General features: G+C 59.6%; 21 protein-coding genes. 7 read left to right on the top strand and 14 right to left on the bottom strand.

From position 1 onward, the window contains the following. Window positions 1-343 precede the first annotated feature (343 nt). Window positions 344-1570, top strand: coding sequence for a cupin domain-containing protein (locus tag ACVWZ0_RS18945; RefSeq protein WP_301289658.1), 1227 nt, complete (start codon window positions 344-346; stop codon window positions 1568-1570). Window positions 1571-1707: 137 nt separating this feature from the next. Continuing rightward, on the top strand, window positions 1708-2979 hold the full coding sequence (locus ACVWZ0_RS18940) for an acid phosphatase (RefSeq protein ID WP_253458324.1): 1272 nt from the start codon (window positions 1708-1710) through the stop codon (window positions 2977-2979). Window positions 2980-3020: 41 nt separating this feature from the next. Here ACVWZ0_RS18940 and ACVWZ0_RS18935 read toward each other — a convergent pair whose 3' ends face one another. From ACVWZ0_RS18935 to ACVWZ0_RS18925, 3 genes are all read right to left on the bottom strand, one after another. Beyond that, window positions 3021-3548, bottom strand: coding sequence for an OmpH family outer membrane protein (locus ACVWZ0_RS18935; RefSeq protein ID WP_253458326.1), 528 nt, complete (start codon window positions 3546-3548; stop codon window positions 3021-3023). Between the two features lie 144 nt (window positions 3549-3692). Beyond that, window positions 3693-5219, bottom strand: a complete 1527-nt coding sequence (abgT, locus tag ACVWZ0_RS18930; protein WP_253458327.1) for a p-aminobenzoyl-glutamate transporter — start codon at window positions 5217-5219, stop codon at window positions 3693-3695. A gap of 204 nt (window positions 5220-5423) precedes the next feature. Further along, a complete protein-coding gene (locus ACVWZ0_RS18925) occupies window positions 5424-6737 on the bottom strand; it encodes a M20 family metallo-hydrolase (protein ID WP_253458329.1) in 1314 nt (437 codons plus the stop codon). A 126-nt stretch (window positions 6738-6863) separates the two neighbouring features. Between ACVWZ0_RS18925 and ACVWZ0_RS18920 the strand changes: the two genes are divergently transcribed. The 3 genes from ACVWZ0_RS18920 to ACVWZ0_RS18910 all read left to right on the top strand — a co-directional run bounded on the left by ACVWZ0_RS18920 (window position 6864) and on the right by ACVWZ0_RS18910 (window position 8785). Continuing rightward, the gene (locus ACVWZ0_RS18920) at window positions 6864-7775 is read left to right on the top strand and encodes a LysR family transcriptional regulator (RefSeq protein WP_253458331.1); all 912 of its coding nucleotides are present in this window, start codon (window positions 6864-6866) and stop codon (window positions 7773-7775) included. 68 nt (window positions 7776-7843) lie between these two features. Then, window positions 7844-8278 carry an SRPBCC family protein gene (locus ACVWZ0_RS18915; protein WP_253458333.1) on the top strand — a complete coding sequence of 145 codons (435 nt, stop codon included), beginning with the start codon at window positions 7844-7846 and terminating at the stop codon, window positions 8276-8278. Window positions 8279-8293: 15 nt separating this feature from the next. After that, window positions 8294-8785 carry a GNAT family N-acetyltransferase gene (locus ACVWZ0_RS18910; RefSeq protein WP_253458336.1) on the top strand — a complete coding sequence of 164 codons (492 nt, stop codon included), beginning with the start codon at window positions 8294-8296 and terminating at the stop codon, window positions 8783-8785. Between the two features lie 106 nt (window positions 8786-8891). Here the strand turns inward: ACVWZ0_RS18910 and ftnA are convergent, their stop codons facing one another. Beyond that, complete coding sequence (gene ftnA, locus ACVWZ0_RS18905; RefSeq protein ID WP_253458339.1) at window positions 8892-9398, bottom strand: non-heme ferritin; 507 nt, start codon at window positions 9396-9398, stop codon at window positions 8892-8894. A 522-nt stretch (window positions 9399-9920) separates the two neighbouring features. Here ftnA and ACVWZ0_RS18900 point away from each other — a divergent pair. After that, the gene (locus ACVWZ0_RS18900; protein WP_253458341.1) at window positions 9921-10169 is read left to right on the top strand and encodes a helix-turn-helix domain-containing protein; all 249 of its coding nucleotides are present in this window, start codon (window positions 9921-9923) and stop codon (window positions 10167-10169) included. A gap of 18 nt (window positions 10170-10187) precedes the next feature. On the opposite strand, the gene ACVWZ0_RS18895 is transcribed toward ACVWZ0_RS18900, so the two are convergent. From ACVWZ0_RS18895 to ACVWZ0_RS18855, 9 genes are all read right to left on the bottom strand, one after another. Then, a complete protein-coding gene (locus ACVWZ0_RS18895; protein ID WP_253458345.1) occupies window positions 10188-11831 on the bottom strand; it encodes a methyl-accepting chemotaxis protein in 1644 nt (547 codons plus the stop codon). 136 nt (window positions 11832-11967) lie between these two features. After that, complete coding sequence (pqqF, locus tag ACVWZ0_RS18890) at window positions 11968-14310, bottom strand: pyrroloquinoline quinone biosynthesis protein PqqF (protein WP_253458348.1); 2343 nt, start codon at window positions 14308-14310, stop codon at window positions 11968-11970. Then, complete coding sequence (pqqE, locus tag ACVWZ0_RS18885) at window positions 14307-15440, bottom strand: pyrroloquinoline quinone biosynthesis protein PqqE (RefSeq protein WP_253458351.1); 1134 nt, start codon at window positions 15438-15440, stop codon at window positions 14307-14309. The genes pqqF and pqqE overlap by 4 nt, the downstream gene beginning before the upstream one ends. Further along, window positions 15427-15711, bottom strand: a complete 285-nt coding sequence (gene pqqD / locus ACVWZ0_RS18880; protein ID WP_125287256.1) for a pyrroloquinoline quinone biosynthesis peptide chaperone PqqD — start codon at window positions 15709-15711, stop codon at window positions 15427-15429. The genes pqqE and pqqD overlap by 14 nt, the downstream gene beginning before the upstream one ends. Continuing rightward, complete coding sequence (pqqC, locus tag ACVWZ0_RS18875; protein ID WP_253458354.1) at window positions 15711-16463, bottom strand: pyrroloquinoline-quinone synthase PqqC; 753 nt, start codon at window positions 16461-16463, stop codon at window positions 15711-15713. Before pqqC ends, pqqD begins: the two co-directional genes overlap by 1 nt. A 7-nt stretch (window positions 16464-16470) precedes the next feature. Next, window positions 16471-17382 (bottom strand): pyrroloquinoline quinone biosynthesis protein PqqB, encoded by a 912-nt coding sequence (gene pqqB / locus ACVWZ0_RS18870; protein ID WP_253458356.1) that lies wholly within the window; start codon window positions 17380-17382, stop codon window positions 16471-16473. A gap of 52 nt (window positions 17383-17434) precedes the next feature. Further along, the gene (gene pqqA, locus ACVWZ0_RS18865; protein WP_071789594.1) at window positions 17435-17506 is read right to left on the bottom strand and encodes a pyrroloquinoline quinone precursor peptide PqqA; all 72 of its coding nucleotides are present in this window, start codon (window positions 17504-17506) and stop codon (window positions 17435-17437) included. Window positions 17507-17660: 154 nt separating this feature from the next. Continuing rightward, complete coding sequence (locus ACVWZ0_RS18860) at window positions 17661-18701, bottom strand: dipeptidase (RefSeq protein WP_253458360.1); 1041 nt, start codon at window positions 18699-18701, stop codon at window positions 17661-17663. A gap of 451 nt (window positions 18702-19152) precedes the next feature. After that, window positions 19153-20112, bottom strand: a complete 960-nt coding sequence (locus ACVWZ0_RS18855) for an AraC family transcriptional regulator (RefSeq protein WP_253458363.1) — start codon at window positions 20110-20112, stop codon at window positions 19153-19155. Window positions 20113-20219: 107 nt separating this feature from the next. On the opposite strand from ACVWZ0_RS18855, the gene ACVWZ0_RS18850 reads away from it, so the two are divergent. Next, window positions 20220-21395, top strand: a complete 1176-nt coding sequence (locus ACVWZ0_RS18850; protein ID WP_125287261.1) for an MFS transporter — start codon at window positions 20220-20222, stop codon at window positions 21393-21395. A gap of 117 nt (window positions 21396-21512) precedes the next feature. Here the strand turns inward: ACVWZ0_RS18850 and ACVWZ0_RS18845 are convergent, their stop codons facing one another. After that, window positions 21513-21701 (bottom strand): YjfB family protein, encoded by a 189-nt coding sequence (locus tag ACVWZ0_RS18845; RefSeq protein WP_253458365.1) that lies wholly within the window; start codon window positions 21699-21701, stop codon window positions 21513-21515. Between the last annotated feature and the right edge of the window lie 50 nt (window positions 21702-21751).

Below are 21751 nucleotides of genomic sequence, written 5' to 3'. Positions count from 1 at the left end.
TGCCGCCGCGATATTTTTCGTTCTGCGTACCCACGTAACCAGGTGTTGCGCTCTTCTCCTCCCTCTTAATAAAAATAATTGATGACGAAACGGTCAGGGCGGACATTGCTGCTGGCAAAAACGTTTAACAAAGCTGTAACGTCATGATTATGTTGTCGCGTAGACCAAATTTTATAAATTTATCTGAACTATCAACAAAATTATTTGATGTGTTATTGCTTACATTGCAGCGTTTTTAAGCTTTTCCCCGGTTAGGTTCTGTTGATTTTTGTGTAGTTAAGCTTAAGTTCGCGTCCGCTATGCAGCGCGGCGCGCCTTAACCCTTCGACACAAGGAAGCAGACATGAATCCTATTACTCGTCGCAGCTTTATGACCTTTGCCGCCGGCAGCACCGTTGCGTTGGCGGCTGGCTCCGTTCATGCTCACGATCGCACCGTGGCCGCGCAACCCTGGACAGGCCTGATGGGCGGCAGCGATCCCGGCCCGCACGATCCGCTGCGTCAGGGAGAAAATCCCGATATCGTCAATCCGCCCGCTACCGACAGTGGCACGCTGCCCAACCTGCGTTTTTCCTATAGCGATTCGCACGTGCGTAAAGGCAGCGGCGGCTGGACGCGACAGATCACCGAGCGCGAGCTGGGCGTTTCCAAAAGCATTGCCGGCGTTAATATGCGCCTTAACAGCGGCGGCATCCGCGAGCTGCATTGGCATAAAGAGGGCGAGTGGGCCTATATGCTGTACGGCAAGGCGCGCATCACCGCGCTGGACGTCGACGGCCACTGGTTTGTGGACGACGTCGGCGTGGGCGATCTCTGGTATTTCCCCTCCGGCGTGCCGCACTCGATACAGGGGCTTGGCCCGGACGGCTGCGAGTTCCTGCTGGCGTTTGATAACGGCGGCTTTGACGAAGACAGCACTTTTCTGCTCAGCGACTGGTTTAAGCACGTGCCGCCGGAAGTGCTGGCGAAAAACTTTGGCGTGCCGGTGGAAACCTTCAGCAAGCTTCCTTCACCGGCCGATGAGTATATCTTCGCCGCCACACCGCCGGGCGATCTGCAAAAGGACGCCATTGCGGGCGCGACCCGTTCCACCACCGCTTTCAGTCACCGGATGCTGGCGCAGCAGCCCATCACGCTAAAGGGCGGCACGGTGCGGATTACCGATTCCTCCCTTTTTAAGGTGTCAAAAACCATCGCGGCGGCGCTGGTGGAGCTGCAGCCGGGCGCGATGCGCGAGCTACACTGGCATCCCAATACCGACGAGTGGCAATACTACCTGGAAGGCGAAGGACGGATGGGCGTGTTTGCTTCTTCGGGCCAGGCACGCACCTTCGATTTTCGCGCGGGCGATGTCGGCTACGTGCCTTTTGCGATGGGCCACTATGTGGAAAACACCGGCGACAAGCCGCTGCGTTTTCTGGAGCTGTTTAAAAGCAGCTACTACGCGGATATCTCGCTGAATCAGTGGCTGGCCTCGACGCCGCCGCAGTTGGTGCGCCAGCATCTGCATCTCGACGACGCTTTTATGCAGGCGCTGGATAAAAGCAAAAAGCCGGTGGTCGGCGGCTAAAGAACCCGGCAGGCCGCAGGGAGGCGGCCCGATCGCTGTGCCAATTCGTTTCAAAATATAAGTTGTCACTTTCCTGTCATCAACCTCTTCCAGCATAAAAGCCGATAAAGCTAACCGACGTAAATTAAGGAACTTTTATGCGCTTTCGTTATTCTCTGCTGGCCAGCGCGCTGCTGCTGGCGCAGGCTGCTCAGGCAAAAACCACGCCCGTTGACTTCGATAGCATCCAGAGGATTGTTGAAACCACCACGCCCGCCAGCAGCGATGCCCGGTTCGCGGCCTTTGACGCTCAAATCCAGCAAGATCTGATCGGCGCGTTGCAGGGCGATGCCGCTAAGCTGACGCGCGCGCAGCTGGAGAAAACCGAGCAGAGCGATAAGCTGGCGGATCGCGGCTGGTTGAAGGCGAGCGGCTACGACTTTGCTAAAAAAGCCAACCAGCAGGCGGGCATCGCGCTGCTGAGCGCTTTCACCACGCTGCCGAAAAGCGAGCTGGACGCCAGCATGCAGCGCGTGGCGCAGGTTAACCTCGATGCGACCGACGGCCAGCGTCGCCAGGCGATTATTGATGCGGAAGGGCAAAACCATCTGTTTTTTCTGGCCGACGCGCTGGGGCCGAAGCTGGGTCAGGCCTTTCTGAACGCCTACACCAAAGGCGAGATGGGTAAGGCGGCGGCGCTGATCAAGGCCAGCGAAGTCAGCACCGGCGCGGCCAAAGCGCACTTTAACTATCCACGTCCTTTCCTGATGCCGGGCAACACTATCCATGCGGTGCCGGATACGGCAGTGGTGAAAGATAACCAGCCCTATCAGGCGAGCGAAGGATCTTTCCCCAGCGGCCACACCAATACGGCATGGACCGATGCGCTGCTGCTGGGCGAAATGGTGCCGGAACGCTTTGTACCACTGATGGATCGCGCCGCGCGCTACGGCTATTCGCGCATGGTGCTGGGCGTGCACTATCCGATCGATCTGATTGGCTCCCGTATGGTGGCGCAGCGTAACGTGGCGCACTATCTCAACGATGCAAAGTATCGCCCGCTGTTTGCTGAAGCGAAGCAGCAGCTGCGCGACGCGCTGGAGAAAGAGTGCGGCACCTCGCTCGCCGAATGTGCGAAACCGGCTGGCGCGGCCGATCCTTACGCCGCGCCGCAGATGCAGCAGTTTGCACGCTTTGCCATGACCTGGGATCTGCCGCAGGAGAAAGTGAAGCAGGAAGCGGTTGTGGTGCCGGAAGGCGCTGAGGTGCTGCTGGAAGCGGCGCTGCCGCAGCTGAGCGCGCAGCAGCGTCGGCAAAGGATGGTGGCGACCGCTATCGCCGCAGGCTATCCGCTTTCCGGCACCACGCCGGAGCAGAACTTCTGGCAGCGGCTGGATCTGTCAGCGGCGGCTGATATGCATAAAGGATAAAAAAGGGGCGACCATCGCCCCGGTTCCTGTGTAATACGGCGCTATTTTTGCGTACTGGCTTCTGCCGCCGTTGGCTCCTCGCTTTTAACGCCGATTTTTGGCAGCGCGCCGAAATCGAGGGTTTTCCCTTTCAGCTCTTTCGCCAGCGCTTCGCTGATATCCGCCTCCGGCGCAAAGGCCAGTGCGGCCTGCGCAGGCAGGATCGCCAGCAGCTGGTGCTGCTTGCGGTACTTTCCGGCCGCCTCCGCTATCGCTTTCAGCGCGACGCCGTTAGCCCGGCGCTGCTCATGCTGCCACTCCAGATCCAGCAGCTGCCGATCGGCCAGCAGCGCGCTGCGTCGTTTCTCCTCCGGCAGCCTGGCGCCGTTTTCCTGCGCCATCTTCAGACCCTGTCGGAGCTGTTGATCGACCGTCTGCAGCCGCGTTTTCAGCTGCTCCGCCAGCCCTGAATCCTGCATGACTTTATCAGGATTAATAAATTTCACCGGCCGCGTCTCTTGCCGATCGCAGCCCGCGAGCAGCGTGATAATTGCAAGACTCAGAGCCAGCACACTGATTTTTGGCTTCATTTCCTCTCCTTGTAGCCAGTTTCGGCATTTCCCTGCACGGGTTCCTTCAAACGCTCCGACTATAAACGATAGCGCGTCCGGTAGCCGATATTTCCACCTTGTCCGTTGATTCACATCAACTTTATAGCTGTTGTTCCATCGGGATCAGGTCGGCATTGTCGGCCATACGCCGGGACCGATAGGCAGGCCGAGCGCGTACCACGCCAGCAGCAGCAGGATCCAGACGCAAAAAAACAGCAGCGGGTAGGGCGCAATCAGGACGTAATAGGTGCCCAGCTGCGCATCCTTGCGGTAGCGCTGCAAAAAGCCCAGAAACAGCGGCAGAAAAGGCGACATCGGCGCCAGCGGCAGCACGGCCGAATCCGCAATACGGAAAATCATCTGCGCAAAAGCGGGATGAAAGCCCAGCAGCATAAACATCGGCACGAAAATAGGCGCCAGAATCGACCAGATTGCCGAACCGCTGGCGATAAACATGCAGAGCAGCGCAGAGAGGAACATCAGGCCGATAAAGGCGGGCGCGCCGGTCATCTCTGCTTTTTCAAGCAGATCGGTCAGCCCCACGGCCATAAACTTGCCCATGTTGCTCCAGTTAAAAAAGGCTACAAACTGCGCCAGCGGAAAGACCATCACGATAAAACCGGCCATGCTTTTCATCGGCTCAATCAACAGCTGCGGGATGTCGTTGGGTCGCTGGATCTGCCTGGTCGCCACGCCGTAGGCTATCCCGGCCACAAAAAAGAACAGGATAATCAGCGGCACGATGCCCTGAATAAAAGGCGAGGGGATCACGCTGCCCGTCTGCGGATGACGCAGCGGTGCACCTTCCGGCACCACCAGCAGCGCCACCAGCGCGATAAACACCAGCGAAGCGATGCCGCTGATGCGCAGACCGCGATTTTGCAGCGGCGTCAGCTTCGCCAGTCCGTCCTGCGATTCGCCGCGCCAGGCGGGCAGGCGCGGCTCGATAAACTTGTCAGTCAGCAGACCGCCCGCCAGGGTTAAAGCCACCACCGAGCTGGCCATAAAAAACCAGTTATCCAGCACGCTGACGTGCACGGTATCGCTGACCGCCTTCGCCGCCTCGGTACTGATGCCGGAAAGCAGCACGTCGGTAGTCACGATCAGCAAATTGGCGGTAAAACCGGAACCGACGCCCGCAATAGCCGCCATCAGCCCGGCGACCGGATGACGGCCCACGGCGATAAACATCAGCGCCCCCAGCGGCGGCATCACCACCAGCGCGGCATCGGATGAGATATGGCTGAAAAAGGCGATAAACAGCACCATATAGCTGGCGTAGCGGGCGCTGACAAATGACGCCATCTTATGCATCAGCGCCTGAAGCAGCCCCACTTTTTCCGCCAGGCCCGCGCCGATCATCAGCGCCAGGATCGATCCCAGCGGTGTAAATCCGCTGAAATTTTTAATGATCCCCGGCAGGATCCATTGCAAACCCGCCACGCTCAGCAGGTTTTTAACACGAATGACCTCGCCGTTGGCGGGATTGATCACCGAAACGTCCAGCCACGACAGCACGGCGGTTGCCGCCATCAGCACGATAATCAGATAAACGAACAGTAAGAACGGGTTGGGCACCTTGTTGCCGATGCGCTCAACCCAGCTGAAGACTCTGCCGGGACTTTTTCCCGGCGCGGTTGTATCACTCATGTTTTACCCTCTGTTGTGTTGGCTTTTTTATTGTCGGGCTGGGATCGGGCCCAGCCTCGGGCAGCGTCTGCGACGCCTTGCTGCAAAAGCACGTGCAAAAACCGTGCCTTACTGCCGGTGCGGTGCTATCTCCGCACGCGGCTTGTTACGTCATTAGTGCACCTGGCGATTAAAGCGGTGCGGTGCTGTCGCCATACGCGGTCGTTACTCATTGGTAAAGCTGTCGATATGAAAGGCGAGGGCGGCCAACGTTTTGACCGCCGTCGCCATCACCGCCTCGTCAAAGTCGAATTTCTCATTGTGATGACCGGCGCTTAGCTGCGTGCCGAAAATGATGTAGGAAGCCTGGCCGCCTCGCGCCTTGACCCGCTCCATCATATAGGTGGCGTCTTCAGAACCGGCGGGCTGGCCCCGACTGTCGACCAGCGAGGTCAGCTCCGGAATGCGCGCGGCCTGCTGGCGGATATAGTTCACCCAGGGCCGGGTCGGCTGGCAGCTGCGCGCCGCGCCCATCAGCTTTACCTCGTGCTGCACGTCATACATCGCCGCCGCGCCCGCCACCACTCGCAGCGCCTGCTGATAGATAAAATCATTGATGTCGTTGGTGGCGCCGCGCGTTTCCACCTTCAGCAGCGCGCGATCGGCCACGACGTTGCGCCCGGTTCCCGCCTGCAGCACGCCTACGTTAATACGCGAGCTGCCGCCGCTGTGCTGCGGCAGGTTATGCAGCGCCAGCGTGGCCTGCGCCGCCGCCAGCAGCGCGTTTTTGCCTTCTTCCGGCCGCGCGCCCGCGTGCGAGGCTACGCCGCGAAAAGCGATATCCATTTTGGTGGTCGCCAGAAAGGTATCGCTACCGCACACCAGCTCTCCGGCCGGCACGCCGGTGCCGATATGAATGGCGGTAAAAAAATCCACGTCATCCAGCACGCCCGCTTCCACCATCGATTTTGCGCCGCGCGTGCCTTCTTCGGCCGGCTGGAAAATCAGTTTGACGGTGCCGCACAGCCGCGAGGAAAACTGCTTCAGCACCTGCGCCACGCCCAGCCCAATCGCGGTATGACCGTCATGGCCGCAGGCGTGCATCATGCCTTCGTTGCAGGAAGCGAATCCTTCAGCGAAAGGGCGATGCGCCTGCGCCTGCATTTCCACCACGTCCAGCGCGTCCATATCAACGCGAAACGCCATCACCGGGCCGGGACGCCCAGTCGCCAGCGTCGCGACGATGCCGCAAAAGCCGCCGGAAAAGTGCGGCAGCCACTGCGGCAGCGCGCCCTGGGCCAATGCCCGCTGCTCCTGCTGCGCCAGCACCTCCGCAGCAGGCACTCCCATGCGCGCCTCCGCTTTAATCACCTCTTTGCCCAGCTGTAGCGACCAGCCCAGGCGGTGCAGCTCTTCGGCCACCAGCGTGGCGGTGCGGAATTCAAGCCAGCCGGACTCGGCGAACTTATGCAAATCGCGACGCCAGTGTTGCAGGCGGGGAGAGATCTCTTTTACAAAATCGGTTACGGCTTGCTCCATTTCTGGTTCCTTTAATAGCAGTACAAAAAATGCTGGTTTATCGACTCTACACAGTGGTTTCGGCGCGCAGAAGATGACAATATCTTTTGACTGATAAACAACGGTTATCACCCACAAGGAGGTTTTATGCCCGCATCGATCAAGCTGCACCAGCTTCGTGCATTTGTGGAAGTGACGCGTCAGGGCAGTATCCGGGCGGCAAGCCGGGTGGCGAAGCTTTCGCAGCCCGCGCTCTCTAAATCGGTGCAGGAACTGGAAGAAGCGCTGGGTGCGCCGCTGTTTATCCGGCAGCGGCAGGGCGTTCAGCTTACGGCGACAGGCAAAGATTTTTTTCGTCACGCCAGCCTGATCCTGGAGGAGCTGCGGGTCGCGCAGGAAGAGGTCCAGCAGCGGCTGGGCCAGGCGGGCGGCTCGGTCAATATCGGCGTGGGCGGCAGCATCGCCCGCACGCTGATGCCAAAGGTGATAACTCAGTTTCATCACCTCTTTCCCGAAGTCAGCGTGCGCATCCTGGAGGGCCAGCTGGTGACCTTGCTGCCGGAGCTGCGTCAGGGCGAACTGGATTTCACCATCAATACCTGGTCTCCCGGCCATCAGGACAACGAGCTGAGCTACGAAACGCTGATGGAGCGCGACTACTGCGTGGTGGTACGCAAAGGCCATCCGCTGGCGAACGCCACCTCGTTGGAAGCGCTGCGCCACTGTAGCTGGACCATGCCTTCGCCCAACGGCAGCTACTATCAGCTGTTGCAGGATCTCTTCGCCGACAGCGGCCCATTACCCGCTATCACCATCACCTGCGAAACTTTTATGGCCTGCGCCAGCCTGCTGGCCCAGAGCGATTTCGTCAGCATCCTGTCGCAGGATTTTTTTACCGATCCGCTGGTCGGCCATCGGCTGGTGGCGCTAAAGCTGCGGGAAAAAATGCCCAGGGCGACCTTCTGCCTGATCCGACGTAAAGATACCGCGCTGACGCCGATGGGCGCGCAGCTGGCCAGGCTGTTTCGCCAGCAGAGCCAGGCGCTGGTGCTGGCTTAGCTCTGACGGTCAACGGGAAAGAGCAGCAACATGCTAAAGTTAAATTTTTACGCTAAGAGGTTTCTACTATGTCGCACTCGTCCTATACCAGCCGCATCATTACCGCCACGCCAGAACAAATCTGGCCGCTGATTGCCGATTTTAACGGCCTGCCGAAAATCCATCCGGCTATCTCCTCCAGCGAGCTGGAAGATGGCGCTACCGAAAGCAAGGTCGGCGTGGTCAGAAAGCTGACGCTGCCCGATGGCATAGTGCGCGAGCGCCTTGTAAAGCTGGATAAAGCCAATTGGGAGCTGCACTACGCGATTCTGGACGGCATCATGCCGGTCACGGATTACGTGGCGGTGGTGAAGCTGACGCCGAAAAACGACGGCACCACGCTGGCGGAATGGTGGGCGGATTTCAAGGTTGAGGCGGGCCATGATGAACAGGAAGTAGCGCAGAGCATCAGTGAAGGCGTCTTCGCCACCTGTCTGCAAAACGTCGCGCAACAGGCTGGCTGAGTAAGGATCTTCGCCATGACGACGCGATTTATCGTGCAGCGCTACCATCCTCGCTACCAGGCGGGGGTAAAAGATCTGATCCTGCCGATCCAGAATCACGAGTTCGGTATTGCGATTTCGGCAGAGCAGCAGCCGGATCTCAGCGATATCCCGACCTTTTATCAGCAGGGTGCGGGCGATTTCTGGCTGGCGACGGTCGACGATCGGGTTGTTGGCTGTATCGGCCTGAAGGATATCGGCGAGCAGCAGGCCGCGCTGCGGAAAATGTTCGTGGCGGAAGACTGGCGAGGCAGGGAGCACGGCGTGGCCAATAGCCTGCTGCAAACGCTGCTCGCGCACGCTCGCGAGCGGCAGCTCCGTGACGTCTGGCTGGGCACCACCGCGAAATTTCTGGCGGCGCATCGTTTTTACGAGAAGCACGGCTTTAGCGAAGTGGCGCAAGCCGCGCTACCGGCCGCTTTCCCCGTGATGAAGGTGGACACAAAGTTCTACCGGCTGGCGCTGTAGCAGAAAAGCAGCCGGTTTTTGCCGCCAGTCACCAGCTTGACTGCGCCCTGCTGACCGGGCACGGTTTTGTCAACATCCTCAGGGGCGAACGCTTCGCCCCTTTTACTCAGGCCTGCTCGCCTGAGGTGCTCATCTGCATCAGATCTTTATCAACAAAGAACAGCCCTTTACCGCTGGTGCCGACCAGTGCCAGCTTATCCAGCACGGATTTGAACAGCTTCTCTTCTTCATGCTGTTCGGCCACGTACCACTGCAGGAAGTTAAAGGTAGAGTAATCCTGCGACGTCATTGCCGCATGCGCCAGCTCGTTGATTTTTGCGGTAATCAGCTGCTCGTGCTCGTAGGCCTGTTCCAGCACGTTGTTCAGCGAGTCAAAGGTCACCGGCGGCGCGGCGATGCTGCCCAGCACCGGCATGGCGCCGGTATCGCTCAGGTAGTTGAACAGGCGCTGCATATGCTGCATCTCTTCGCGGGAGTGCTCGCGCAGAAAGGCGGCGGCCCCCTCAAACCCTTTGTCGGCGCACCAGGCGCTCATCTGCAAATAGAGGTTGGCGGAAAAGAATTCCAGGTTTAACTGATCGTTCAGGCGAGCGGTCATTTCGGCAGTCAGCATAGCGGCTCCAGATATTAACAGGCAAAATAATTATTTGCCGCATTATGCACGGGAAGCAGAGAAATAAAAACCGCAGAAAAATATATTTTATATTTATCTGCGGCGAAAAATAAGGAGTGATAATTATTATCATCCTTTCTCATGTTGGGGCATGCTGTAATGGTTTTGATAATTATTCTTGTTAGCTATTCGTTTTAAAAAAGGCGTCCTTTTAAGAGTATGCATAAGCTATACGAATTACTTGTTTACTTAATGATTTGAAAGGGTTTTCCATTGGTTAAATTCGTTTTTTTGGCGGAATAAATATTTAAAAACGCGCTTTTTAGCTGTATAACAGGGAAAGAATAAACGCCGCTTTTTGCAAAAATATAATAGTGGCGGTTGCGTGCGTTATCGCTGCTGTCTGGCGCCCTGCCGACGTGGCTGGACATCGTCAACGGCCGATAACGACGTGAAGCAGATAAATGATATGACGGGCGGCTCAGCCGCGGACAACGGTTTAACTCATAAAAGGGATGCATAATGGAGCTAAAGGACTGGCATACCGCAGACATTATCGCTGCGTTAAAAAAAAGAGGCACAAACTTATCCGCGCTTTCACGGCAGGCGGGACTGGCGTCCTCGACGCTGGCTAACGCGCTGCGCCGTCCGTGGCCGAAAGGCGAGCGGCTGATTGCTGAAGCGCTGGACATCGCTCCCGAGAAAATATGGCCGACACGCTATCAGCATCCGGTGCGGCCACATAAGTATCACAATCAGAACGGCCGGTAAGCCGTCGGCGACGCTCGCTTAAAACGTTTCCCAGTTTCCTTCACCGGCTGCCGGCTGCGTTTTTTTCAGGGCTTTTTCGGCAGGTTTTGCGGCTGGCGCGCGCGCGTGGCCGGTCTGAAACACGGCAACGGCCTGAGCCAGACGGGTCGCCTGGTCCTCCAGCGACGCGGCGGCGGCGGCCGATTGCTGTACCAGCGAAGCGTTCTGCTGCGTGACCCGATCCATCTCCGTGACCGCCTGGCCAATTTGATCGATGCCGCGACTCTGTTCGTCAGAGGCGGAAGCGATCTCTGCCATAATGGCGGTGACGCGTCCCACGGCATCGACGATATCGTGCATGGTTTCTCCGGCGGTGGTGACCTGAAGCGAACCGGCGTCGACGCGGCTGACGGATGCTTCAATCAGCGTCTTGATCTCTTTCGCCGCCTGGGCGCTGCGCTGGGCCAGATTGCGCACTTCGCCCGCGACCACGGCAAAGCCACGGCCCTGTTCGCCCGCGCGGGCAGCTTCCACGGCGGCGTTAAGCGCCAGGATATTGGTCTGGAAAGCGATGCCGTCAATCACGCTGATGATATCGGCGATTTTTTTCGAGCTGCCGGCGATATCGCTCATGGTTTGCACCACGCCGTCCACCACCTTGCCGCCTTTGATTGCGGTTTGCGACGCGCTCGACGCCAGCTGTGAGGCCTGACGCGCGTTTTCTGCGTTCAGCTTCACCGTGGCGGTCAGCTCTTCCATGCTGGCTGCGGTCTGCTCCAGCGAGGCGGCCTGCTGCTCGGTACGGGCGGAGAGATCGTTGTTGCCCATCGAAATTTCGCTCGCGCCGGTGTAGATGGCGTCAGAGCTTTCCCGCACGTGGCTGACGGTAACGGTCAGCGCCTGCTGCATGGCGGAAAGATGGGCGGCCAGCCTGGCTATTTCGCTGCGGCCTTCCACCGTCAGCGTGCGGGTCAGCTCGCCTTCGGCAATGTGCTGAATATGCTCCTCAACCTGCTTCAGCGGCCGCAGTAGCACTTCCTTAATCACTTTCCAGATGACCAGCACCAGCACCAGCAGCAGCAGGATCACTGCCGCCAGCGTCCACATCATATTCGTAAAGCCCTGCTGATTGACCTCAATGCCCGTCGCCAGCAGCTTCGCGTTCTGTTCGCGCCACTGGTTATAGCTGGCTTTCAGGCCGTCCTGCGCCTGCTGCGCATCCAGATTGCCGTAAGCCTCGTAGTTATTCGCGCCGAGAAACTGGACAGACTGCTTCATGGTGTCATGCAGCTGCTGATAGCTGCTGGCCACGCTGGCCGTTATCTCGCTGCTTTGTCCGGGCTGCGCAGGCGCACGCTGATAACGTTCAAAGTGCGCCTGCGCCTCGTTAAGCAGGGCAGTGGCGTTGGTCAGCAGCTTGTCGATGGCCGCCAGCGTGGCCGGATCGGTTTGCTTTTTCAGAATACGGATAGCGGCACGGTTAATGGTGACGCGCGTTTCAAGCAGCGTCTGCCAGGTGTCGCTGAGCTGGTTCTGCTGCTGCGTCAGCACGCTGGCGTGGTTGAAATTCTCTTTGTCCTGGCTAATAGCGTTAAATGAGAGCGCGCTGGAAACCAGCAGCAGCCCGCTGAAAATAACCAACATGATAACGATGCTGGTCACAACTTTAATATTTTTTAGCATACTGCGTACTCGGAAAGGGGAGTCGATAAAGGCTTATCGGTAGTCACGCAGGGAAACTTTATGGCGCGCGGGCGTCAGACGGTGAATAAAATATAAGCTGAATCGATTAGCGTGAGCGCCTGGCAAAAAATTTGCTTTAGGCGCTGTTGCTCAGCCGCCACCAGCGGGCGCAACTGGCGGTCAGCTGTCGATAAGCCTGACGTAGCCGATCGGGCGAGGGCCGGACAAAGCTGAACGGCAGGTTAAGCTGCTGATAGAGCCAGTGAGCGGTAACGTGCTCGCGGTTTTTCGGCATGCTTTCGGGCAGGGAAGGCAGCAATGACAGCCAGCTGGCGGCAAGCGTTTCGGTGGTCTGGCTATCTACCGTTGCCGCCATATCGGCGATAAACCGATCGATATGCCCGAACAGTTCTGCCGTGCTTAAAGCAGGTGATTGCAGCGCAAACAGCAGGCCGGCCTGTCCGGCGGTCTGATGAAAACGGCAGCTGACTACGTAGCCGACGTTGGCCTCGACCCGCAGCCGTTGAAAAAAGCGCGGCTCAAACAGCGTGGCGAGCAGCTGCCAGCTGGCAAAGCAGACCGCGCTGGCCTCGGCGAGCGGGCAGAACACCAGCACCGCCGCATCACGGCTTGCCGTCGGGCAGGAATAGTGCGGCTGCGTGGGGAAAACGTGCGGCGGTGACTGCGTCGGTTCGACCGCGCCCGGCAGTTTGGTCAGCAGCCGCGCCAGGCCTGCTGCGCTGTTGGCCGCGCCGCCGTAAAGCGTGGCCTGCCAGCGTAGCGCCGACAGCGCATCCGCTGACGTGCTGTTCAGCAAATCGGGCAGGTGCGCCAGCAGACAGCGGATGGCGATATCGTCAGCCTGCTGCGCCTGATAAAAAAGCCGTTCGCCAAAAGCCTGGGTGGCGGCTGGCGGATCCGTCAGCGCCTGTATTGCCCGATCCAGCGTAGCGGCCAGTAATGCATCTTGACCGCTGAGCCGCAGCTGCCACAGACCGTGCTGGCGGGAAAAGGCCAGCTCGCCGCCGCCGTGCAGCGCATCGCCCATCGCGGGCTGAAGCGCGGCCTCGATCAGCGCGGCGCTACGTCGATCTGGCAGAAGGCCAGGCTGGACGCTAAGCAGCAGCGTTGGTTCGACCGGCGCGGCAACCAACGCCAGCGTGCTTTTCGCTACCGGTAACGCGGGCGTGACGGGCGTGGAGGCTGGCGAATAGAAATGCAGGGCGGGCGGCGTTTCCGGCTCCGGCTCCGCCTGCGGCCAGTCGATAGCCGCCAGCCGTAGCGTAAAGCCCTGCGCGCGGACGGACGGCGCGCTGACCGCAGGCGATACCCACAGCCGGCTGAGGCTTTGCGGCAGGGGTAGCGGCGTGGTCGACTGCGCAGGCGGAAAACCCAGCGCCAGATCGCGTAGCTGGTCGAGAGGAGAAAGCTGGCTGAAACGCCGCTGCGTGAGGCTGGCATAGTGCGCCCGCTGCTGCTGCGTCAGGCCAGAAAGCTGCGCCAGCCAGCGGCGGAACAGCGCTTCTATACGGGCGCACTGCGCCAGCTGAAGGCCGCTCAGCTGAAAGCGCACGCTGGCTACCGACTGCCGCGCGCTGCGGTAAGGCTCCAGCAGCGAAATATCGTCGCACAGCCCCTGTTCGCGCAGCGTCGCCAGCAAACTGCCTGACGCTTTGTCGGTCAGCAGCTCGCGCAGCAGCGTCAGGCTGGCGGGCTGCGGGTCGTTGAGGAGAAAACTCAGCTGGAGATGCTGCGCTGCGGCGCTTTGCAGCGCAAAAGCCCGCTGTGGGGCCAGCCGTAACAGCGGCGGCGCGGCAGGCAAGGTTTCTGCGCGAGCAAAAGCCGCCGCAGCCTCTTCGGCCATGGCTTCCAGCTCCTGCAGCGGCTGCGGGCCGCTCAGCCAGAGTTCCAGATTGCCGGTATGGAACCAGCATTGATGCCAGTCCCGCAGCGCCTGCTGGAGCGCGACCGCGTCGTCGCCGAAATGGCGCTGGCTGCCGACGTGAAAATCGTGCAGGGGATGGGGCGCGGCGAAGGCCTGGCTCAGCGCCGCCTCGCACAGCGTCGGGCCATGGCTTTGCAGCATCCGATACTCCGCCTCGATCGCGGCCGCTTCTGCGGTAATCGCCTCGGTAGCCAGCAGCGGGCGCGCCAGCATATCAGACAGCCTGCACAGCGCCTGCCCCAGCCGCTCGGGAGCGATCTCCACAAACCAGGCGGTGAAATGTGCCTGAGTGGTGGCGTTAAGCCGCGCGCCGTGGGCGGGCGCCCAGGCCATCAGCCGCTGCTCCTGCTGATAACCGGCGCTGCCGGCGAACAGCACATGCTCCAGCAGATGCGCCAGGCCCGGCCAGCGTGCGGGTTCGTCAAGGCTACCGGCGGAAAGCCGGAACAGCGCCGCCGCCCGCGCGGCTTCCGGCTCGTGGATCAGCGTGATCCGCAGGCCGTTTGCTACGCGGGAAGAGGAATGACCGTTCACGCTTCGGTTTTAAAGATCAGCTGTGAATTGGTGCGGTTGCGGAACTGCAGCTGGCTGATTTGGATATTGCTGCAGTTGGCCTGCTCACGCGCCTCAAGGATCTGGCCATGATGCGGCGATTTGGCGCAGACGGGATCGGCATTGTCCGCGTTGCCGGTCAGCATAAAGGCCTGACAGCGGCAGCCGCCGAAATCCTTCTCTTTTTCAGAGCACGAGCGGCAGGGTTCCGGCATCCAGTCGAAGCCGCGATATTTGTTAAAGCCGAACGAGTCGTACCAGATTTCCTGGAGCGTATGCTCCAGCACCGATGGGAAGGCGATCGGCAGCTGGCGCGCGCTGTGGCACGGCAGCGCCATGCCTTCCGGCGTCACGCTCAGGAAAATCGCGCCCCAGCCGCCCATACAGCCTTTTGGCCGCTCTTCATAGTAGTCGGGCGTCACGAACAGCAGGTTAGCGAAGTTGCTGTTGTCCTTCATTTTTTCGCGGTAGCGCTGCACCACGGCTTCGGCGCTGGCGATCTGCTCGCGGGTAGGCAGCAGGCCCTCGCGGTTCAGCTGCGCCCAGCCGTAAAACTGGCAGGTTGCCAGCTCGACGTCGTCGGCCTCCAGCTCGATCGCCAGTTCAATAATGCGATCGATCTGGTCGATGTTATGGCGATGCAGCACAAAGTTCAGCACCATCGGGTAGCCGTGCGCCTTGACCGCTTTCGCCATCGCCAGCTTTTGCTGGAAGGCTTTTTGCGATCCCGCCAGCGCCGCGTTCAGCGTCTCGTCGCTTGCCTGGAAGCTGATCTGGATATGATCGAGACCCGCTTCGGCAAAGGCGTCGATCTTTTTCTCGGTCAGGCCAATGCCGGAGGTGATCAGGTTGGTGTAAAAACCCAGATCCCGCGCGGCACGGATCAGCTCGGGCAGATCTTTACGCACCAGCGGCTCGCCGCCGGAAAAGCCCAGCTGGACGGCGCCCATCTGGCGGGCCTGTTTAAAAACTTCTATCCATTGCGCCGTGGTCAGCTCCTGCTCCTGCCGGGCGAAATCCAGCGGGTTTGAGCAGTAGGGGCACTGCAACGGACAGCGATAGGTCAGCTCCGCCAGCAGCCAGAGCGGCGGATTAGGCTTAAGCGAGTTCACGGAAAATTATCCACTTCTGTTCGACGGCCTGCATAAAGAACGCTTTGACGTCCTCATCCACGCCGCCCGCATCGGGAAAACGAGCGTTCAGTTCGGCAATCAGCGCGGCAAGCGGGCGTTTACCGTCCACCAGCTGCAAAATCGCGGTGGCGCTCTCGTTCAGCTTCGCCATGCCTTCCGGATACAGGATCACGTGGCAATCCTGCGTCGGCTCCCACTGCAGGCGGTAGCCACGGCGAAACGCAGGTATCTGCTGGTCGTTAAGGGTCATTACAGCAATCTCTCTTTATGCCAGACGGGCTGGTCGGTCACGGTATGGTAAGGCGGACGATGCAGCGCGTAGGCCAGGGTCATAGCGTCCAGCATACTCCACAGAATATCCAGCTTGAACTGCAAAATAGACAGCATACGCTGCTGCTGTTCGGCCGTGGTGAAGTAGTCCAGCGCCAGCGCCAGCCCGTGCTCAACGTCGCGGTTAGCCTGGCTCAGGCGGCCACGAAAATAGCCGTAGCCTTCGGCTTCGATCCACTTATAGTGCTGTGGCCAGCTGTCCAGGCGCGACTGGTGGATTTCCGGCGCAAACAGCTCGGTCAGCGAGCTACAGGCCGCTTCCTGCCATACCGCGCGGCGGGCGAAGTTAACGTAAGCATCCACGGCGAAACGCACGCCGGGCAGCACCATCTCTTCCGACAGCAGCGTCTCGCGCTTGAGGCCGACCGCTTCGCCCAGGCGCAGCCAGGCTTCAATCCCGCCTTCGCTGCCCTGATGACCGTCGTGATCCAGAATACGCTGTACCCACTTGCGGCGCGTCTGCGGATCCGGGCAGTTCGCCATAATGGCGGCGTCCTTCAGCGGAATACTGGTCTGGTAGTAAAAACGGTTCGCTACCCAACCCTGGATCTGCTCACGCGTCGCCTGGCCGTTGTGCATGGCGATATGGTAAGGATGATGGATATGGTAATAAGCGCCTTTGGCGCGTAGCGCCTGCTCGAACGCTTCGCGCGTCATGGGAGTCTGTTGCATGATTTTCTCACAGGTCGATACGCATACCGTCCCAGCTGACTTCGATGCCGTGCTGCGTCAGCGCCTGACGTTCAGCCGACTCTTCATCCAGGATTGGGTTGGTATTGTTGATATGAATAAGGATTTTGCGCTCGGCGGGCAGCGAAGCCAGCAGCGCTATCAGGCCCTGCTCTTCGGCCAGCGCCAGATGACCCATATCCTTACCGGTATTGCGGCCCACGCCGGTTGTCGCCAGCTCGTTATCCTGCCACAGCGTGCCGTCGATCAGCAGGCAGTCGGCTTTTTGCAACCAGCCCAATAGCTCGCTGTCCGGCTCGCCCAGACCGGGCGCATACATCAGCGTTTTTCCGCTGCGGGTATCTTCAATAAACAGCGCGACATTGTGGCCGGGCAGCGGTCTGCCGCGATACTGCGAATAGGGCGGCGCGTTGCTGAGCAGCGGGATGGCGATAAACCGCAGCGCCGGACAGACCGCCACGGAGAAAGGTTCGCCGGGCTGAATCGCGTGATGCACCAGGCCGCCGTTCCAGTGCGAAAGCATGGTAAAGATGGGGAAACCGGTGGTGAGATCGTCGTGCACTTCCGGCGTGCACCAGACCTGATGCGGACAGCCCTCGCGCAGGCTCAGCAGGCCGGTGGTGTGATCGATCTGACTGTCGGTCAGGATAATCGAGCCGATAGCGGTGCCGCGCAGGACGTCTTTCTTATTCAGCGCGGGCGTGGCGGCGATCTGATGAGCGATATCCGGCGAGGCGTTGCACAGCACAAAATCGACGCCGTCGTCGCTGATGGCGATGGAAGATTGCGTACGCGCCGAGGTTTTCAGCGTGCCGTTACGCACGCCCTGACAGTTTCGGCAGTTGCAGTTCCACTGGGGAAAACCGCCGCCGGCCGCAGAGCCAAGAACGTTAATTTGCATGTGTAGACCAGAAAAAAAGAGAGGAAATGCCCACCTGAGTGGGCATAAGGGCTTAGCGGTTGGAGATGTACAGCGTCACTTCCAGGCCTAAGCGTAAATCAACAAACGTTGGTTTAGTCCACATAGCGGAGCTCCTCATGGTGTTAAGGGAAAAATCTGCCCGTTAAGTTCGGCAGGTAAACAGCTTATTGTCAAATATCGCCCTGCGGCGGCGCAAATGTTGCACCTGTGTCACAGTGATATCAACCCTGTAAGCCGCAGGGATTAACGGGGGAGCGTTATTCTCCCCAGGTTTTCTTCAGCACACGTAGCCAGTTACGCCAGCAAATCTTATCGATCAGTTCGGGCGAATAGCCCGCCTGCTGCATTAAATCGACCAGCTTCGGCAGTCCGGCCGCGTCGCCCAGTTCGTCCGGCACGCTGATGCCGTCAAAGTCAGAACCGAAGCCGACGCGATCTTCGCCCAGCTTTTCCAACAGCGCATCAAGATGCTGCACAATCTGCGCCAGCGGCGTATCGCTGTCGCGCTTGCCGTCGGCGCGCAGAAACGCATTGCCAAAGTTGACGCCGACAAAGCCGTCGCTCTGCGCAATTGCGGCCAGCTGAGCGTCGGTTAAATTACGCGGCTGCGGGCAAAGCGCATGAACGTTGGAATGGGTGGCGACCAGTGGCGCATCGCTGACCTCCGCCACCTGCCAGAAAGATTTCTCATTCATATGCGACAAATCGATCAGCAGCTTTTTCTGATTAAGCACGCGCAGCAGATTGATCCCGACAGGCGTCAGCCCGTCGCCGCTGTCCGGCGAGCCGGGAAAACCGCCGGTCACGCCGGTGCCGAAGCGATTTTGCAGATTCCACAGCGGGCCGACGCTGCGCAACCCGGCGGCAACCCAGCGGTCAAGCTGGCTGCACTCGTCATCCAGCGCCTCTGCGCCCTCGATATGCAGCACCATCGCCAGCACGCCCTGCGCGATACAGCGCTCAATATCCTCCGCGCTGCGGCAGATACGGGCCTGACCGGCGGAGCGATCGGCAATCTGATGCAGCAAGGCGATCTGCGCTTCGGTAATCGCCAGCGGATCGTGATCCTCTTCCTGCCAGCCCGTCTTGCTTTGCTTCACGTACTGCGCCGGCGGCACAAACACCGCAAACAGGCCGCCGGCAAAGCTGCCCCGGCGCATTCGCGGCATATCCAGGTGACCGTGCATCGTGCCGTGCAGAAAATCCGCCACGGCATCGCCTGTTTCCTGCATCCACAGGCGCAGCAGAAGATCGTTATGGCCGTCAAAAACGGGTTGAGCAGAGGTCAATAGCGTCATTGTTATGAATCAGAAGGTACATTGTTAAATAAATGATACCTCAAAGCGCCGTGCCGGGCCTGCTGAAAAGTGCGGTTATGGCGCTAAAACGCATTAAACGGCAGGGAAAAGTGTAAAGAATTGCGGTAAGGGTAAAGAGGATGTTGGAGAGGACAGGGAAGAACAAAGCTGCCGATGAGTGCCGCCTACGGTGTTAAAGCTCTTGACGTATAAATCTCAGCAGTTGTTCATTCACTCCCTTCGGGCTTCTGGCGCGCTGATATGCCGCACGATAAGGCGGTGGCGGTTGAGCAAATCCGCCCTTCGCTGACCGGACGCGGCCTGACCCGCTCGCCAAAAGACAGTATGCAGCCGTCGGTTAAAAACCTGGGCGACAGCGTGATGGATAGGGTACGCCTCCTGTTTTTTGTAGTCCCTCTGCGTTATGCAGAAAGGAGCCGCTTGCAGGCCGTCAGGCCTGCTGCTCCGCTCTTCGGCTCTCTTCCGCCCGCAGGGTGCCCGGCGTGGTGCCGGTGGTGCGCTTAAACGCCCGGCTGAAAGCGGCCAGCGAGCCGTAGCCCAGCCGCCAGGCAACGCTCTCTATCGCTTCGCCGTCGCGGCCAATCCACTGCGCCGCCAGCTGCATACGCAAATTGGTCAGATAGCGCACCGGCGTCATGCCGGTGACCGCCAGAAAGCGCTCGGCAAAGACCGAGCGCGAGCTGCCCATCTCCGCCGCCAGCTGCGCTACCGTCCAGTTTTTGCCGGGATCGCGGTGCAGCGCCACCAGCGCTTTGCCTAACTTAGGATCGCGCAGCGCCTCCAGCCAGCCGCCCGCCGCGCCACAGCCCGATTCCACCCAGCCGCGTACGATAAACGCTGCGACCACATCCGCCAGCCGCGCCAGGATGCCCGCATAGCCCGCCCTTTTGCCCAGTGATTCCCGCTCCATGGCTTCCAGCATCGGCTGCACTTCCGGATATTTATGGATCAGCGTATCCGCCAGCAGCACTTCCGGCATCGAGCCGATCAGCATCTGCATACCGCCCAGGTCGAACTCCATACAGCCGCTGAATATCAGCGTGGTTTCTTCGGTGGACGCGCAGTCTTTAATGCAGCAGACGTTGCCGCAAACCGGCGTGGTATTGAAGGCGCGAATGTCCTTGCAGGCCACATCGGGCGAGGAGAGCAGCACATGATCGCTGCCGTGCGGCAGCAGCAGCGCATCGCCCGTATTCAGGGTGCGCAGCTGGCCGTTCTGCGTCCGCAGCAGCACCGGGCCGCGGCTGACGAAGTGGAACTGCGCGCGGCCCGGCGCTTTAACAAAGCCAACGCCAAACGGCGCGGCGAGTTCGATACGCCGATACTGTAGCCCCAGCAGGCGCATCCCGTAGAGCAGCTCGCTGGTGAGATCGTGGCCTTCTGTGGTCATGGCAGCGCTTCCCGGACGATTAATCAATAATGACGGATTTTACATCATAGACCATCCGACACCAGCGCTTTAATCTTGCTGCCATCGAACGATTAAAGAGATTTTCTATGACAACACCAATAAAGCCTCAGTGGGGAGCCGTGTTCTCTATGGCGCTGGGCGTATTTGGCCTGGTAACCGCCGAGTTCCTGCCCGCCAGCCTGTTAACGCCGATGGCGGCCAGCCTGGGCGTGACGGAAGGCATGACCGGCCAGGCGGTGACCGTGACGGCCATTTTCGCGTTGGTAACCAGTTTCTTCAGCGCTTCCCTGACCAGCAAGCTGGATCGCCGTGGCGTGATGTTGCTGTTTTCCGTAATGCTGATCGTTTCTAACCTGCTGGTCGCCTTCGCGCCGAACCTGACCTTTATTCTGGCGGGACGAGTGATTTTAGGTATTGCCATCGGCGGCTTCTGGACGCTGGCGGCGGCAACCGCTATGCGGCTGGTGCCGGAAGCGATGATCCCGCGCGCGCTCTCCATTGTTTTTAGCGGCGTGTCGGTTGCCACCATCGTTGCGGCGCCGATGGGCAGCTATTTCGGTCATCTGATCGGCTGGCGTAACGTGTTTGTCGCTGCGGCGGCCATCGGCGTGCTGGCGCTGGGCTGGCAGCTGGCGGCATTGCCAAAAATGCCGCCTAATCCGCTGGCTAAAAACAGCTCGATCCTGTCGTTGATTAAGCGTCCGGGCATGCAGACCGCGCTGCTGGCGATTATTCTGGTTTTCTCCGGCCATTTCGCCTTCTTTACCTATCTGCGACCTTTCCTGGAGAGCGTAACCGGCGTGGACGTCAACGGGCTTTCCGCTATTCTGCTGGGCTTTGGCGTGGCGAACTTCGCCGGTACGCTGCTGGCGGGCCTGCTGCTGGAGCGTAATCTGCATCTGACGCTGATCGGCATGCCGCTGGCGATGGGGCTGATGGGCGTGGCGCTGGTGGGATTAGGTTCCGCGCCGGTGATGGACGCGCTGCTGGTCGCGCTGTGGGGCATGGCGTTTGGCGCCGTGCCGGTTGCCTGGTCAACGTGGATCACCCGCACCATGCCGGAAGAGGCGGAAAGCGGCGGCGGTTTGCTGGTGGCGGCTATTCAGCTGGCTATCACTATCGGCGCAGCGGCCGGCGGTATGATCTTTAACGTTACCGGCGCTAAAGGCGTGTTTATGGGTAGCGCGCTGCTGTTATTGCTGGCGACCATGACCATCTTTATGGCGCTGCGCGTGAAAGCACCCGTGCAGGACAGCGTATAAAACAAGCCGGTGCGGTAGCTGATGCCGATCGGTTAATGATGCTGTAGTGGTGCAGAAATCCGGAAACGTCCTGTTTCCGGATTTTTTTTACGTCGTGCTCAGGATTGTTGCCGCTAATCAGGCGGTGGTATTGATGTTGCGACCGACTGCGGGGTTGGCAGGTAACTGAGGGATGGAATCAATGATCCCGGCCGCCACAGACTGCTGATTATCCAGGGCTTTCTTTAGTACGAGCGTGCTTACTTTGTTACCGAGTTCCATGTTATCAAGGCCGGTAGCCAGTGATGCAATTTGTGATACATCCATCTTGCTCTCCTGATTAATATGACTGCCCAAAGGGTAAAAAAGGCTTTCAG

This window comes from Erwinia sp. TECH1 (assembly GCF_054057575.1).
The sequence above is the reverse complement of the archived record's forward strand: the minus strand, read 5'-3'. Positions and strand labels throughout refer to the sequence as shown.

Bases quoted from the DNA above. Each gene is read 5' to 3' on its own strand.
- ACVWZ0_RS18945 (WP_301289658.1), top strand. From the start codon at position 344: ATGAATCCTATTACTCGTCGCAGCTTTATGACCTTTGCCGCCGGCAGC.
- ACVWZ0_RS18940 (WP_253458324.1), top strand. From the start codon at position 1,708: ATGCGCTTTCGTTATTCTCTGCTGGCCAGCGCGCTGCTGCTGGCGCAG.
- ACVWZ0_RS18935 (WP_253458326.1), bottom strand. From the start codon at position 3,548: ATGAAGCCAAAAATCAGTGTGCTGGCTCTGAGTCTTGCAATTATCACG.
- abgT (WP_253458327.1), bottom strand. From the start codon at position 5,219: ATGAGTGATACAACCGCGCCGGGAAAAAGTCCCGGCAGAGTCTTCAGC.
- ACVWZ0_RS18925 (WP_253458329.1), bottom strand. From the start codon at position 6,737: ATGGAGCAAGCCGTAACCGATTTTGTAAAAGAGATCTCTCCCCGCCTG.
- ACVWZ0_RS18920 (WP_253458331.1), top strand. From the start codon at position 6,864: ATGCCCGCATCGATCAAGCTGCACCAGCTTCGTGCATTTGTGGAAGTG.
- ACVWZ0_RS18915 (WP_253458333.1), top strand. From the start codon at position 7,844: ATGTCGCACTCGTCCTATACCAGCCGCATCATTACCGCCACGCCAGAA.
- ACVWZ0_RS18910 (WP_253458336.1), top strand. From the start codon at position 8,294: ATGACGACGCGATTTATCGTGCAGCGCTACCATCCTCGCTACCAGGCG.
- ftnA (WP_253458339.1), bottom strand. From the start codon at position 9,398: ATGCTGACTGCCGAAATGACCGCTCGCCTGAACGATCAGTTAAACCTG.
- ACVWZ0_RS18900 (WP_253458341.1), top strand. From the start codon at position 9,921: ATGGAGCTAAAGGACTGGCATACCGCAGACATTATCGCTGCGTTAAAA.
- ACVWZ0_RS18895 (WP_253458345.1), bottom strand. From the start codon at position 11,831: ATGCTAAAAAATATTAAAGTTGTGACCAGCATCGTTATCATGTTGGTT.
- pqqD (WP_125287256.1), bottom strand. From the start codon at position 15,711: ATGACCCTTAACGACCAGCAGATACCTGCGTTTCGCCGTGGCTACCGC.
- pqqC (WP_253458354.1), bottom strand. From the start codon at position 16,463: ATGCAACAGACTCCCATGACGCGCGAAGCGTTCGAGCAGGCGCTACGC.
- pqqB (WP_253458356.1), bottom strand. From the start codon at position 17,382: ATGCAAATTAACGTTCTTGGCTCTGCGGCCGGCGGCGGTTTTCCCCAG.
- ACVWZ0_RS18860 (WP_253458360.1), bottom strand. From the start codon at position 18,701: ATGACGCTATTGACCTCTGCTCAACCCGTTTTTGACGGCCATAACGAT.
- ACVWZ0_RS18855 (WP_253458363.1), bottom strand. From the start codon at position 20,112: ATGACCACAGAAGGCCACGATCTCACCAGCGAGCTGCTCTACGGGATG.
- ACVWZ0_RS18850 (WP_125287261.1), top strand. From the start codon at position 20,220: ATGACAACACCAATAAAGCCTCAGTGGGGAGCCGTGTTCTCTATGGCG.
- ACVWZ0_RS18845 (WP_253458365.1), bottom strand. From the start codon at position 21,701: ATGGATGTATCACAAATTGCATCACTGGCTACCGGCCTTGATAACATG.